This window comes from Quyinboa ferrireducens, assembly GCF_042436675.1.
Taxonomy (GTDB): Bacteria; Bacteroidota; Bacteroidia; order Bacteroidales; family UBA5342; genus JBHJHP01.
In genome coordinates this window covers 37,500-52,912 of sequence record NZ_JBHMVA010000016.1, presented here as the reverse complement: position 1 = coordinate 52,912, position 15,413 = coordinate 37,500, and the positions used below count along the sequence as shown (strand labels likewise).

Genomic DNA, 15,413 nt, shown 5'->3' with positions numbered 1-15,413 from the left:
ACTTTGCTTTTTTTATTACATTAGTCCGTTAAAACTATTAAAAAAATTGCCATGAAGTATACCGGGATAATCTTTGCACTGATCCTAGTTTTATCAGTCATTTCATGTTCCAAAAAGAAACCTGTAACCAATGAAAAAAGTGCTGTTTTTCAGCAATATGTTGAATCGTATACCAAAGGGACTATTTCTAGAACTGCGGAGATAACTGTCCGTTTTACACAAGATGTGCCAACTGCCCGTCAGGGAGAAGAAGTTAAAGAGGATGTCATAAAACTGGTACCTTCCGTAAAAGGGACAGCTTACTGGTTTGACAGCCGGACTATTGCATTTAAACCGGAAACCTGGCTTGATTTTAATAAAGAGTACACCGCATCAGTTAATGTGGATAAACTCTTTCCTGATGTTGATCCTAACAATAAGACAGTACGTTTTGATTTTAAAACCAAAAAGCAGGACTTTTCGGTAAGAATCGGAGGTCTGCAGTCGCAGGGACTGGCATACCGGATGGAAGGTACTGTTCTGCTGGCTGATGCAGAAAAGAATGATGTGGTTGAAAATGTCATTTCTTTAAGCGATAAGGATCTGAATAGTAAATTACAGTGGTTACACGTCAGTCCTGAGAAGCACTTGTTTTATGTAGACAGTATTCCGAGGAAAGAAGATAATACTGATTTTCAGGTTTTGGTCAATGGCGATCCGCTGAATCTGGACAAAGAAGATAAGCTTGATATTGAAATTCCCGGATTGAATAATTTTAAATTGCTGAAAACAAGAGTGGAACAGGAACCGGCACAATGCCTGGTAGTGGAATTCTCTGATCCTTTGAATCAGGATCAGGATATATCAGGTTTGGTGAGACTGGAAGGTGTTGTAAATGTAAAAGTTAAAAAAGAGAATAATGTGGTCCGGTTATATCCGGCTCACCGCATAACAGGTACCAAAACCTTAAATGTTTCAGGCGATCTGTTGAATGAGTTGAACTATCATCTTAAAAAAGATGAACTGATAACCGTAAGTTTTGAAGCGATAAAACCCAATGTCAGATTTCCTCAGTCAGGTGTTATTATTCCTTCCGGTAATGAGGACTGCATCGTTCCCTTTCAGGCAGTGAATCTGTCAGCTGTTGATTTGTATATCATTAAGATTTTTGAAGAAAATGTACCCTATTTTTTACAGCGAAACCAGTTGAATGGCGACGATGACCTGGCGCATTTCGGACGGTTAATTCTGAAAAAGAAAATTAATCTCACAGAAGATATCGTTGTGGATGAAGGTTCATGGAATAATTACTCGCTGAATCTTAAAGAATTAATTCAAACGGAACCCGGGGCCATTTACAGGATAGAATTCAGGTTCAGAAAAGAATATTCAACTTATCCATGTAGCAGTTCAACCGAGACTGCAACTGAAGAAGCTGCCGAAGTCGAAGCACCTGAACCTGTGGATCAGGATTATGAAAGGTTTGATAAAGGTCAGTACTGGCCTTATTATTCATATGACGGTGAATACAGATGGCGGGAACGGGACAACCCGTGTGATATGTCATATTATCAGAACAAGTGGGTTTACCGTAATGTGATTGCATCTAACCTGGGAATTCTGGTCAAAACAAATGGTCAGCAAGGCTACCGTGCATTTGTTACTAATCTGATTGATGCATCGCCCTTGTCCGGGATTTCGGTTTCTTTCTATAACCACCAGAATCAGTTGATGAGTAAAAAGGAAACAAATTCGGATGGCATGGCTGAATTTGAGCTTGATGGTATGCCATGGCTTGCTCTGGCTCAGCGGGGAAACGAAAAAACATACCTGCGTGTGGATGACGGAACAGCGCTGTCCTATTCCAGTTTTGATGTAGGTGGAGTAATTGCAGCCAAAGGAATAAATGCCTTTATTTATGGTGAACGTGGCGTGTGGAGGCCCGGAGATACCATTCACCTGGCCATGGTGATTAAGGATACAGATAATCCGCTTCCTGAAAATCAGCCGGCAACACTGTATTTTTATAATCCGGATAACAAGCTGGTAAAGAAAGTTGTCAATACACAGCCTGTGGGTAAATTCTATACTTTTAAGCTGAAAACAGAGGATAGTGATCCAACCGGAAACTGGCTGGCTGCTATCCATATAGGTGGTGCTAAATTCACAAAGACCATAAAGATTGAAACCATTAAACCTAACCGCTTAAAAGTTAAGCTGAACTTTGAGGATGATATTCTTGACGGAACCAAGGCAAATGTTGGCAAACTGGATGTCGCCTGGCTACATGGTGCTGTGGGTAAAAACCTGAAAGTAAAGACAGATGTTATGTTCCGTCCTCAGAAAATGAGGTTTGATAAGCTTCCCGGATTTGTGTTTAGTGATCCGGCTGTGGAACTGGATATGAAGGAAGAAACAGTGTTTGAAGGTCAGACGGACAGCCAGGGGAAAGCAGAGTTTACGCTGAAAAAAATCTCAACCAGGTATGCGCCATCTCTTTTAAAAGCTGTTTTTACAACCAAGGCTTTTGAACCGGGTGGAGAGTTTAGTATTGTGCAAACCTCAAAGGACTATTCTCCGTTTAAGACATACATCGGGATGAAGATGCCGGAAAAACCAAAGAACAGCTGGCATTATAATTCAGGAACAGAGTATCATGTGGAGGTTGCTTCTGTTGATGTACATGGTAATCCTGTGGATGTATCAAAACTTGATGTAGAGGTTTACAGGCTGGAGTGGTCCTGGTGGTGGCATTCCAATAATCAGAATCTGGCCTATTATATTCAAAATACATACCACAGACCGGTGATTTCCAAGTCACTCTATACGAAGGACGGAAAGGGCATGTTTAACCTTAAACTGGGTGAACGTGAATGGGGCCGCTATCTGATCCGTGTAATCGATCCGAATGGCCACAGTACCGGACAGATTGCTTATTTTGACTGGCCATGGCGTAAGAGCAATGAAGGTGCAGGAGGTGCAACACGACTGGCGTTTAATACCGATAAAGCCAAATACACCAAGGGAGAAACCATCAAAGTTCAGTTCCCGGGTGAAAAAGGGGCAAGAGCACTGGTAAGTGTAGAAACAGGAACACGTATCCTTCAAAATTTCTGGGTAGAGGTAGGCGATAACGGAGGAGAATTCAGTTTGGTTGCATCATCCGATATGGCACCCAATGCATATATCAATATAGCACTGATTCAACCATATGAGAAAACGGTCAATGAAAATCCAATCCGCATGTATGGCGTTATCCCGGTATTTGTGACGGATCCTGAAAAGAAACTTGAACCTGAAATCACACTGCCTGAATCAGTTGAGCCGGAACAGCAGTTCTCTGTGAAAATTAAGGAGAAAAGCGGAAAACCAATGACGTACACGCTGGCTATTGTGGATGAAGGTCTGTTGGATATTACCAACTTTAAAACACCGGATATTCACAGTGCATTTTATCAACGTCAGGCTTTGCTGGTTAAAATGTGGGATATGTTCGATTATGTATCCGGAGCGTTCGGTGGTAAAATAGAGAAGGTGTTTGGCATTGGCGGTGGTGATGAATTAGACAACAAGGATAAGAAAGATGATAACAGGTTCAAACCGGTAGTTATGTATTCCGGACCACTCCAACTGAAACAGGGTGAAGAGGCCGTGCTGAAATTCAGGATGCCTAAATACATCGGTTCTGTAAAAGCAATGGTTGTAGCCGGAAGCGGTGACAGGTACGGATCAGCCGATGAAGTTATGCCGGTGAAAAAACCTGTAATGGTGCTGGCAACCCTTCCGCGTGTGCTTTCACCGGGAGAAAAAGTGAGTCTGCCTGTGTCTGCGTTCATTATGGATGAAACGATCAAAGATGCGAAAGTGACGGTAAGCGTGAATGATATGTTTACTATTGGTGAGACCACGAAAGCTATAGAGGTTAAGGAGACCGGAGAGTATAATGTGAAGTTTGATCTCGCTGTTGCGGATAAAGTGGGCATCGGAACTGTTAAGATCGTTGTTGAAACCACGAAAGGAAAGGCAGACTATGAGATAAATATCAAGGTTCGGAACCCAAACCTGCCGTTGAAGCAGGCTAAAGATCTGGTTCTGGATCAGGGGAAAGAACAGCAGGTACTGCTCGATTTGCCTGGTATGCCTGGAACAAATTCTATCAGCCTCGAATTCTCGTCCATGCCACCGTTGAACCTAAAAGGGCGTCTTGATTACCTGATCAGGTATCCTTACGGTTGTATTGAACAGACCACATCCTCGGTCTTCCCGCAGCTGTACATCAATAAGCTGATTCAACCAGATGCTCAGATGGCTGATCAGATGCATCATAATATTATTACAGGTCTGAACCGGCTAATGCAATTCCAGTTGCCTGACGGAGGATTCTCCTACTGGCCGGGACATAAAACTGCTTCAAACTGGGGATCGGTATATGCTACTCATTTTATTCTGGAAGCTGAAAAGCAGGGCTACCAGATTCCTTACGGAATGAAAGACAAAGCGCTGGAATACCTTGGAACTAAAGTGGTGGAATGGTCCAGAACCTACGATTATTATTATTACGATTATACACAGTCGTACAGGTTATATGTACTTGCACTGGCAGGAAAACCTGATATCAGTGGTATGAACCGGCTACGTCAGAAAACCGGCCTGAACGATAAGGTGAAATGGAGACTGGCCGCTGCTTATGCCCTGATCGGTAAAAAGGATGTGGCAGAAGACCTGGTGGACATGAATAAACTGGCAATAGCCGATTATGAAGATATGTCTGAAACATACGGTTCAAAATGGCGCGATTATGCCATGTTACTGGAGACGTTGGTTCAGCTTGGTAAAAAGCAGGAATCGGCGCGGATCATCAAGGAATTCTCTGAAGTGTTATCCAGTCCAAACCATTGGCTGAGCACACAAACCACAGCATGGATGTTAATGTCTGTAGCTGAAGCCAAATCACTGGTTATGGCGGAAGATGACCCGATGAATGCAACTTACCAGGTTAAAGGAAAATCGAAAGAAACGGTGAAGACCGAAGAGTTGATTAAACTGGTGGAATGGGATAGTGACAAGGATTCTGTGATCACCATAAAAAACAACAGTAAGAATGTGCTGTTTGTCACAGCCAGATCAGTTGGCCTTCCCATCATTGACAAGCGTGAGCCTGTAAGTGAGAATATTGATCTGAAGGTCCGGTTCACAGATATGGCCGGAAATACATTAAATCCTGAGTCCATTGTACAGGGCACGGACTTTAAAATGATATATACGGTTCGTTACACAGGTTGGTCCAGGTCAAGCGATATCGAGAATGTGGCCTTAAGGCAGATCTTCCCGTCAGGATGGGAGATCATCAACACCAGGTTATACGGTGAAGGCTATAAGCTGAGTTCGGATCAACCGGATTATATGGATATCAGGGACGACAGGATTTACATGTTCTTCAATTTGCGGCGGCAGAGACAGATGACTTTTGAAGTGCTTCTGAATGCAGCCTACGAAGGCAGGTATTATATGCCGGCAACTGTGGCAGAAGCCATGTACAGCGATAAATATTATGCCCGGACGGCCAGCAAACAAGTGAAAGTAGTCCGTTAGGGTGCAGGTTTTGAGGGGACGGCAATGACAGATGATTAAAAGGAAACGATACAGGAGAAAAGGCTGGATGACATTATACGTGATGGTATTGGCTGTCACACTGGTAATGCTCATCACGCCTTTGCCCCGTTTCACAACAGATTATGCCACACTGATCCTGTCAGAAGAAGGCGATTTCCTGAATGCTGCGGTCAGTTCGGATGAGCAGTGGCGATTTGAACCGCTGGATTCTGTTCCGGACCATTTTAAAAAAGCCCTGATCACTTTTGAGGACCAGCATTTTTATTCCCATTTTGGCGTTAATCCCCTGGCTGTATTTAGGGCATTGACCCAAAATATCAAAGCCGGTCATGTAGTAAGCGGTGGCAGCACCATTACCATGCAGATTGCCCGTATGTCAAGGAATGGAAAATCACGTAATCTTTGGCAAAAGGGCGTTGAGATGCTGATGGCAGTTAAGCTGGAGATGTTTGACACCAAAGACGACATCTTAAAGCTTTATGCCACCAATGCCCCGTTCGGCGGAAATACTGTTGGTCTTGAAGCGGCTTCATGGCGCTACTTTCAACGATCGCCATATGAGTTGTCATGGGCCGAAGCAGCCACACTGGCTGTACTTCCCAATGCCCCGTCACTTATTTATCCCGGTAAAAATTCGGTGTTACTGAAAGACAAACGTAACCGTTTACTCACCAGACTTTTTGAAGCAGGTTACTTCGATAAAACAACACAGGAACTGGCGCTGCTGGAGACGTTACCTGATCCTCCCGGAGCTGTGGCAGCCTGGGCCCCGCATCTGATGAACCGTTTGATTGCCGAACATGACAGGGGCCGGTTCAAAACAACGCTTTCCGGATCACTGCAGAAAAGATCGGTGCAGATTGTAAATGATTTTGCAGCTGCCTATAAACAGCAGGGCATCAATAACGTGGCAGCCCTGGTGATGGATCTGGATGATTACAGTGTGAAAGCTTATGTGGGCAACTGTGCCGATCCTGACAGGATAAACGGTGGTGACGTGGATGTGATTATGGCGCCCAGAAGTTCGGGAAGTATACTGAAACCATTTTTGTATGCGGCATCTATCTGTGACGGAACCATTCTACCTGATATGTTGCTGCCCGATGTGCCAACATACCTGAACGGTTTTACTCCTGAAAACTTCAATAAAAAATACGATGGTTTGGTACCCGCAGGTGAAGCGCTTGTCCGTTCTCTGAATATTCCCTTTGTGATGCTGTTGAAGGAATACGGTATTCCCGGATTTTATGATCTTTTGCAGTCTTTTCAGTTCAGTACATTTAACCGGTCTCCGGATCATTACGGACTTTCCATGATTCTGGGTGGAGGAGAGGTGACGCTGTGGGAACTTTCTCGGGCGTATGCTTCCATGGGAAATATGCTGAATGGTGAAGGGCGTACGTTTGATATTTTTGAACCGCGGCTGTTAATGGGGCAGGACAAGCACAAAGTCGCATCTGTGCCGGAAATAACGCCCGGAGGCGCCTGGATTACCCTGGATAAAATAACAAACCTTACACGGCCAGATGAAGAAGCCGGTTGGCATTATTTTACCTCTAAGCAGCGCATTGCATGGAAAACGGGAACAAGTTTTGGATTCAGGGATGCCTGGGCGGTTGGTGTAACAGCACATCACCTGGTAGCTGTCTGGGTCGGCAATGCCGACGGACAGGGCATGCCGGGTCTGACAGGAACCAGTAAAGCGGCGCCAGTGATGTTTCGACTTTTTGAACAGCTTAATGAAGACGGCGGCTTTTTTAATACGCCCTGGGACGATCTGACCTATTATCCGGTGTGCAGCCAAAGTGGGGAACTGATGTCGCCGGATTGTGACTTTGCTGATACCATCATCGTTCCGGCAAAAGCCAATTATACGTCCGTGTGTGAATACCATAGGACCATTCATTTAACGGCTGATGGACAATACCGTGTAAATTCATCCTGCTATGACCCCAATCGTATGATTCATAAAAGATGGTTTGTGGTGCCTCCAAAATTTAGTGTCTATTACAGAAGGAAGGACAGTAACTACAGGGATCTACCACCTGTAATGCCGGGTTGTGGCGAAACAAGGTTGTTAAGTTTTACCTATCCCAATAAATCACAAAAATTATATTTACCGGTCGATTTTGATGGTAAACGCAACCCGGTGGTCTTTGAGGCAGCACACGAAGAGAAAAATGCTGAAATGCGATGGTTTCTGGACGAAGCATACCTTGGCTCAACCAGGTACAACCACCAGATGGCCATTCAAATGGATAAAGGTGTACACGTTATTACCATTTGCGACCTGGCTGGCAACGAAGATAAAATAAGGGTGGAAGTGATGAATGAAAAAGAATGAAAATTCTGATAAAACCGAAATTCTTCAATTTGAATTAGATATGAAAAAGTTATTTTGTTTGATTGTTATTCTAAGTATAGTCTCAGTCAGTAATACTTATGCACAATTGAATACTGGAAATGCAGCTTTAAAATATCCACAGGCTGATACAGCATTCAGTGATACATTAGTAAAGAGTAATTATAAGCTTTTTATTCAACCGGTTAGCAGGGATGTTTATGTTGAAAGGGTAAAAGGGTTGCATTATTTCCCTTCTAGTGACTCCCATAAATTAACTGAAAGTTTTAATGAGAGTGCAAAACGATTAGATGATTCAACACTGGTCATCATGTTACGAACCGGAAAAGCTGATACTATACGAAACTACTATCCCAAAGACATTTACAATCTTGAATTTAGAAGTTACAGGTATGCGGATTATATTCCTGAAATTCATTCTCATTTATTGACCGGATCTTATTATGAGGCTTCAAATTATGTATTGCTAAATGACAGTACAGGTGAGATGAACAACCAGTCATTATATGCAAATATTGCATTTGATCCCCGGAAACAAAGACTATTGACATATGCCTGGGACGATTTTGCTTATGCTTCCGGAATATTCAGGATTTATGATATATCCGAAGGAAGTCTAAAGGAGCTTATGATCTATTTTCCGGAATCTGATAATAAAGATTATTTCTGGAGTTTAAGCAATGTGTATTTTATATCGCATGATGAGCTTTTATTCATCTATCAGGTGTATAATAAAAAGACTCGTAAAAGAAGTCGGTTTTATGCTAAAATGATAATTGAGGAAAACATGCAGTAGAATAGATCTCTGGATTAATAAGAATACTAACAGGCTTAATATTTGCATATGAATTACCTGTTGTTTCTTAATAATGAATTAGGTACTTTTATAAAAGCTAATTAAACCGAAAAGGCCACCTGTGTGCAAAATAATAAACTTCGGCTTTATCTTTCACGAGGGACGGATAAACGGAAAAATTAGGTATTTACTTTTTATAGGTAATTAAAGTTTTGCAACTATGGACATAATCATTTCAGGAGCAGTTGCTAATTTCCCCAATATTTCAAATGAGGAATTATTGGATAAAATGAAAAAATACCTTCCGGATTGCCAAATATATAGTCTTTCTCCTTCTCCGGGAATGGTATATTCAGCAGCCTTTGATTGGAAAATTATTGGAAAGGTTAGCTCAATTTTAGGTATAGCCTCGTTTTTATGGATGATATATTCAGAAACAATTCGATCAGAAAAAGAAAAAGATTCAGATGCTGGAATTGTTATAACTATTGAAAACCTTAATGTAAATAACAATTTCTGGATTGGTAATGATATACATTCAGAAGAAGAATTGAAACAAAAATTAATAAATACTATTAGCGCTGATACTATTGATTTTGAAAAAACAAAACAAATAATCGATACAATTAAAATTTCACAAAACTGGAAACAAAAATAATAACTACTGGTAACACTTTATTTATTGTATAGTGGTTTATGGGTCATGCTAACCCGGATTATTGACTATTTGTCTCAGCCCATGCCAGACAGGCGATTACCCGTAATCCGCTACGACAACATATAGTTTCCCGTTAGGGTGAATATTACAAGACAGAAAGTTCATGCAATTTTAAGCTATGAGAATTACTATTCCATTAAGAGGATCTGACTATGAGAGTGCTTATTCAAGTTATGAATTGTTTATTTCTGATATTGCAAAATTTTCTAATAATTCAAAATTAATTACACTCATTGATATTAAAATGATTTCTGATAAAAATGAAAAACCTGTGATTAAGAACATCAAATTCAATATATTAGAAGGAAATATTAATGAAAATTCAGAGCCTGAAATTATTCAAATGTATACTAAGAAGCATTCATTTTTCAACTCAGAATGGATAAATGAATATTTAATTATTGATTTAACGATCAAAGATGAAGCCTCTTTGGGTGAATATACCAACTATTTCGTTGATGATATATTAACTAGATTAAGTTTGCTTGTTAATTTAACGTATTCCACTAATATTGACTTTTTACCCGGGTTAATATATTCAAATGAAAATGAATATATTGGAAGAACTAAAATTGTTGTATGCTCAGATATGTATGCCTACGAACATTCAGAAAGAATAAAATGGCCATTGATCAGAAATATAAAATTAATTGAGACTATCAATTGGTTTCATAAATATGAGGTTCATCCAAACCAAATGAGTGTAAACAAAGCTCATAAAGCAATTAATGCTTTTTCTCAGTTAATTGGTGATATAAAATTTAATAACACTAGCGATTTATTTTGGGTAATGTTAGGCATTGAATCATTATTAGCAGAGGGAAACCAAGGAATCACTAAACAAATTAAAGACAAATCAATCTTAATACTAGGGGAGCCCAAAGAATATAAAAAGAAATTGCAAAAGCTGTATGATTATCGTTCAAGATTGGTACATGGGGATATAGATATTTTTCCTAGCTATTATAGCGACTTTGATTCTTTTGATAAAGAATATAATGACTACTTAGATTTCGCAATATCAATTTTAATCGCTTTAATAAGAGAATTAATTTTTAAACAAGCAGATGAATTTATATTTGAATTAAAACTTAAATAAATACTTGCCCTAACGAGCAGTCATAGTGCATAGCAGTACTTTAAATAAAATAGTTCAACTTTCGCGGTCAGCTGCTTTTACCATGACAGTTCCTTTCCCCTTGGACAGAAACTGCCACGACACCATACCGCGGGAACGTTGGCATGCATTAAAAAAAAAGAACCATACAACGATGAAAAAATATCTCATTCTGATATCAGTTCTAATCCCAATTACAATTTTCAGTCAGACTGATTTTACAGGTGAATTGACAGTTCCAATTGCTGATTATGTTGATTCTCTCCAAGTTTCGTTCGGATTAAATGTGTTTCAAAAAATAAATGGAGACTCCATCGTTTTGACTGATAAACGGGAATATTTTGGGACAATTAAAATTTATCGAAATAATAAACTGATTTATGAATTTAAGGAGAGTGATGGATTGACACCTGAGATTGATGTATTTGATAAAGGTATTTGTTTAATCTTCAACGATCTATATGTATTTAAAGTTGACAACAGACCTTCGATTAATTCTTACTTAATTATAAAACGTGAATTAGATAAATTTAAATTTATCGGATTAACAGAAACCTCGACTGCTTTTATTTTCGCTGACATTGACAATGATGGAAAAATTGAAATTGGAGGATTTAAATATCCGTTTGAGGACGGTATTGATGCAAATGGTCAACGCATTGATTTATATCAGGAAAGATTTAGAGTTTATGAAATATCTGATAAAATAAAACGAGAACCATATTTAGAATTAAGATTAACAAACTTCATTCTTAACTACATTGATAATCCTTGGACTGATAAGAATTCTAAGCCTATTTATTATTATCAATCTTTTATTATCACCGATTGTAATAAAAATAAACTGGAAAGTTTAATAGATTCAGGTCTTAACTAATAGTTACCGTTTTTAATTCTTCGTAGATCATCCTTATATCTTTATAACTGATCAGTAAACTATACAGGAGTCTCATCCAGCCGGCTATGCCTGTTACAGCGCTGATAAATATGTTTAATGAGAGTGAAATAATTTTACATGATAAGTTAAAGCAGCGGTTGTAATTATTGATCATAAGCAATGATGCCTCTGTTTGTTCGGGGGTTATCTCAGAACGGATAATGACGGTGGAGTCCATATCTTTTGAAAACTTATATACTATATTCGGACTTTTTAAATACCCATTCACGTAAGTTTGTACAGAATTGATAACTACCGTAAATCCTTTTTTAATAATCTTAAAGGCTTTGGAGGCATACCGGAAAAAACCTACAAAAATATTCTCTTTAACAAAAGATACCACCTGTTTCCCTTTTTTCAGGATCCATCTCCATATGCGTTTCAGTCCATCAAATAAACGTGTTCCTTTCCTTTTAATGTAATCCCAGGCTTCTTCAATGGCAGAAGGAGTCTTCAGATGTTCCGCGATCTCCTGAACTACTTCACTAATGTTCCGATTGCCAGTATCGGTATCAATATTTACCATATTTTTAAAGAGCACGGGGGTAATGTTTTTAGCTTTATCGGAAGCTTCATTCACCGACATTTCTTCAAAATCGATATAGTATTTTTTTATGGCTTCATAAATATCGCTGTCGGTACTGATGGCGAAATTATTGATACCATCAATTTTTACGGAGTAACCCAGCAACCACAGTTCTATTTTTGCACAATTCACGATAAAACTTTGAGCAAGTGAACGGGACTGTTCTTTGTTTTTATCAGGCAAACGTAGCAGGAAGGAATTTTTTTTCAGTGACGAGCGCTTTATAATTGTATCTGTTAACAAATCCTGGTTAAACAAAATATTCATGGTTTCTTCATCCAGATTGGCCGTATAATTTTCGGCCCTGATTAAAAAGATATGCAGAATCTGGTTGAAATTCTTTAGACTTGTCTGATTAAGCAGATTGAATTTTTGACGTGGTTTATCACGATATAGTCCCAGACTCCATAACCGTAACTGAACGGCCCTGTGAACCGCCGATCTTGTTTCTTCCCTTATCTTTCCATCTTTGAACCACTGTTCCGGAATAATTTCAGATTCAAAACTTACCAGCTGATCCAAAGCGCTCCAGGTTTTATTTCCTACCCAGTTGTCCTGCTTCAGGTTGGCATCTTTTTGGAACCACAGTACGGCTTCTTTTATGTCATCAATATGCTTATGAAGCTGTTTTGCTTTAACCTTGCGTTTTAAATATCCAAGCAAATATAACCGTGATGCAATTGTCTTTAATCTTATCCGCTGACTTTCCAGCGTATATGTTTCCTCTTCATTCGACGGAACATCGTTGACCAGTCCGTTTTTTGATGCATCGTTTAAAATGGCTTCAAATGCACCAAGCCTGTCAACAGGATCATCAGGCAGTGCATCATGGTTATATGGAGGCAACCCTTCCGGCATCAGGGTTTTGCAATCAGATCTTTAAATAAGTTCAATAATCCCAACCGGGTTTCAATACCTGCCTTCACGGCATTTTTATGAACCTCTAATGCCAGCGGCGGTACATTATCCAGGTCTTCACGCACAAAGTTGTACGAATCACCATCGAACTGTGCCAGCGATTCAGCTACCAGTTTAATTTTACCATCTGTTTTGTCGGCTTCGGCATTTATAAGTTTCTTAATATCATCAAACGATGTAGCGGAATCTACATTGGTTTCTATCTGACCCGTAAAGGTCTGAACGTGCAATGACGTTAAATCTTTAACGGCATCATCCAGTTTTTTAAGCGCATCTTTTAAAGGCATAATAAATTGTTTTAATGTTAGAAATCATTCAATTCAAAAAGTGTGTAAGAAAACACAGAACCATATATCATACTTGATTTAATGACGACGGCAAGAAAAATGTTAAAATCAAGGTCATCCTGAATAACCTGGCAACCTGCACTGTAAGCTCCAACTTTTTCTACATCGTTTTTAAAACTGGTGGTATGCAGGTTAAGTCCGGTAACGTCAGAAAATACCTGTCCGTTTGTATCCAGGTCACCATCCATATCATTGTCTCTCCATATGTTGAAAACACCAATTGCTTTTTGGGTCAAAGCCTGATAGCCTTTATGAAATCCAAGTGTCCAACAACTTTTATACTGACCCGGAATTAAAATGGCAGTCCCGTTTACGCTTCCTGTTTTTTGTTTCAGCCAATATAATCCGGGTTTTGTTGTGGCATTAAACAGATGTACAATTTTATTGAGTGAAACATCACGGTAGGCTAAACCGATAAAATCATTGAATTCATCCACCAGTGGATTGTCTGACCGTATGCCGAATATATTCAGGTTGTATGAGCCGCGATCAAAAAAAATATATCCTTTCTTGTGGTAGATTTGTTGTAGCTGTTCGTAAGTTATTTGCATAAAATTCGTGTTTGTGTTCACATGGCTGGTTTTATTCTAAACCCAAAAGAATTCATATGTGTTATAATAACTCCTCTGTAAAAAAGATTTATTCTGCTCTTCGGTGATATATCCAGATAAGCCTGCCAGGTTGTAAGCAACACTGTTTCTCATAAGTATGCATATTAGTTGGGTGGGGTAAAGCACCGCACAAAGTTCGACTATTCATAAGAATATGTTAATTAAGAAAATATTAATTAAATATGGTATTTAGATGCTATTCATCTTTAAGCTTTTGGATATGGCATTATATCATTTGTTTATCGGCTTGTAAAATATTAATAACAATTAGGCAGATTCCCTACAATATCTGTAATTTTATGATTCCTTAAATGACTCCTTTTACCCTTCTTTATAACGCTTAACCGGATATCTCTCTTATTTATATGTGTAGTAACCAGAGCATCTGATAAAGCAAACCGCTTTGGGTACAGTGTTGGATGTAATGACGAAAATGATAAAAACGATGATTATGAAGAAATTTCTGGAAAACCTGAATAAATTATTTTTATATCTATAAATTGAACCGGAAAAACTTGTCTGTTTAAAAGGCAAAAATCATAAAGGTCCGGTTTGCTTTTGGAATGACAAAGATAGATAGAGATCAGTAAATAATACTTATGATGTGGCAGCTTAAAGCATGGCACAGCATTAAAACAATAAACTTCAATGGATAGACGAATCATAACAATAACAATGGCAATAATTTTAATAAGTTGCAACAATACAGGTAAAACAAACAAAAATATAAATAAAATGGATAAGCAAAACAGCGAAGCGATAAACACTGCTTCAACAAAAGATACAACCCCTAGAGTTACCGGAATCGGCGGGATTTTCTTTTACTCGGACGATCTGAAAAAAACGCAGGAATGGTACACTAAAAATCTGGGCATCGAAATAAATGACTGGGGGTCTTCAAGTTTTGAATCCCGAAACATTGACAGGCCTGACGAAATAAATTCTCTGCAGTGGAAACCCTTCGAAAAAGGGGACGAATATTTTTCCCCATCCCAAAAGGATTTTATGATCAACTATACGGTTCAGAACATTGAAGGCCTTGTGCATAAACTTAAAGAAAACGGAGTGACGATAATCGACAGTATTGAAACTTACGACTTTGGAAAATTTATACATATTATGGATGCGGAAGGCAATAAAATTGAATTATGGGAGCCTGTTTTTAATGCCGCAGATGATGATGACACAACGAAATAGCGGGATCACTATACTTTTACAGTGCAAAATTTTCTTCCAACTTAAATCCTGTTGTAGATATAGGATAAAAATAGTGCAATAAGCAATTTTTTCTTGTTGTTGCAAAGTCACTGATTACAGATCCTAAAAATCCATAACCACACCACTACTTCGGTTAATTGTTCAAATATAATTTCACGGAAGTTAACTGTTTTATCTTTCTTATGTCACTTTTCAATTTTTGCAAATATTG

Annotated in this window: 10 protein-coding genes; 7 read left to right on the top strand and 3 right to left on the bottom strand. The window is 39.0% G+C overall.

The window, feature by feature from the left end; translation table 11 throughout:
- Positions 1–51: 51 nt before the first annotated feature.
- The 6 genes from ACE01N_RS17775 to ACE01N_RS17750 all read left to right on the top strand — a co-directional run bounded on the left by ACE01N_RS17775 (position 52) and on the right by ACE01N_RS17750 (position 11,462).
- The gene (locus ACE01N_RS17775) at positions 52–5,571 is read left to right on the top strand and encodes an alpha-2-macroglobulin family protein (RefSeq protein ID WP_380591922.1); all 5,520 of its coding nucleotides are present in this window, start codon (positions 52–54) and stop codon (positions 5,569–5,571) included.
- Between the two features lie 31 nt (positions 5,572–5,602).
- Positions 5,603–7,936, top strand: coding sequence for a penicillin-binding protein 1C (gene pbpC / locus ACE01N_RS17770; RefSeq protein WP_380591920.1), 2,334 nt, complete (start codon positions 5,603–5,605; stop codon positions 7,934–7,936).
- Between the two features lie 40 nt (positions 7,937–7,976).
- Complete coding sequence (locus ACE01N_RS17765) at positions 7,977–8,750, top strand: hypothetical protein (RefSeq protein ID WP_380591918.1); 774 nt, start codon at positions 7,977–7,979, stop codon at positions 8,748–8,750.
- Between the two features lie 220 nt (positions 8,751–8,970).
- Positions 8,971–9,408, top strand: a complete 438-nt coding sequence (locus tag ACE01N_RS17760) for a hypothetical protein (protein ID WP_380591916.1) — start codon at positions 8,971–8,973, stop codon at positions 9,406–9,408.
- A gap of 178 nt (positions 9,409–9,586) precedes the next feature.
- Entirely contained in the window at positions 9,587–10,567 is a 981-nt protein-coding gene (locus ACE01N_RS17755; protein WP_380591914.1) for a hypothetical protein, read from the top strand.
- 172 nt (positions 10,568–10,739) lie between these two features.
- Positions 10,740–11,462, top strand: a complete 723-nt coding sequence (locus tag ACE01N_RS17750) for a hypothetical protein (RefSeq protein WP_380591912.1) — start codon at positions 10,740–10,742, stop codon at positions 11,460–11,462.
- On the opposite strand, the gene ACE01N_RS17745 is transcribed toward ACE01N_RS17750, so the two are convergent.
- Genes ACE01N_RS17745 through ACE01N_RS17735 form a run of 3 tightly spaced genes read right to left on the bottom strand, consistent with a single transcriptional unit; the run spans position 11,455 to position 13,924 of the window.
- On the bottom strand, positions 11,455–12,966 hold the full coding sequence (locus ACE01N_RS17745; RefSeq protein ID WP_380591910.1) for a peptidoglycan-binding domain-containing protein: 1,512 nt from the start codon (positions 12,964–12,966) through the stop codon (positions 11,455–11,457). The genes ACE01N_RS17750 and ACE01N_RS17745 overlap by 8 nt on opposite strands.
- Positions 12,966–13,313, bottom strand: coding sequence for a hypothetical protein (locus tag ACE01N_RS17740; protein WP_380591908.1), 348 nt, complete (start codon positions 13,311–13,313; stop codon positions 12,966–12,968). The genes ACE01N_RS17745 and ACE01N_RS17740 overlap by 1 nt, the downstream gene beginning before the upstream one ends.
- A 17-nt stretch (positions 13,314–13,330) precedes the next feature.
- Positions 13,331–13,924, bottom strand: a complete 594-nt coding sequence (locus ACE01N_RS17735; RefSeq protein WP_380591906.1) for a hypothetical protein — start codon at positions 13,922–13,924, stop codon at positions 13,331–13,333.
- Between the two features lie 795 nt (positions 13,925–14,719).
- Between ACE01N_RS17735 and ACE01N_RS17730 the strand changes: the two genes are divergently transcribed.
- Positions 14,720–15,181, top strand: a complete 462-nt coding sequence (locus ACE01N_RS17730) for a VOC family protein (RefSeq protein ID WP_380591904.1) — start codon at positions 14,720–14,722, stop codon at positions 15,179–15,181.
- Positions 15,182–15,413 lie beyond the last annotated feature (232 nt).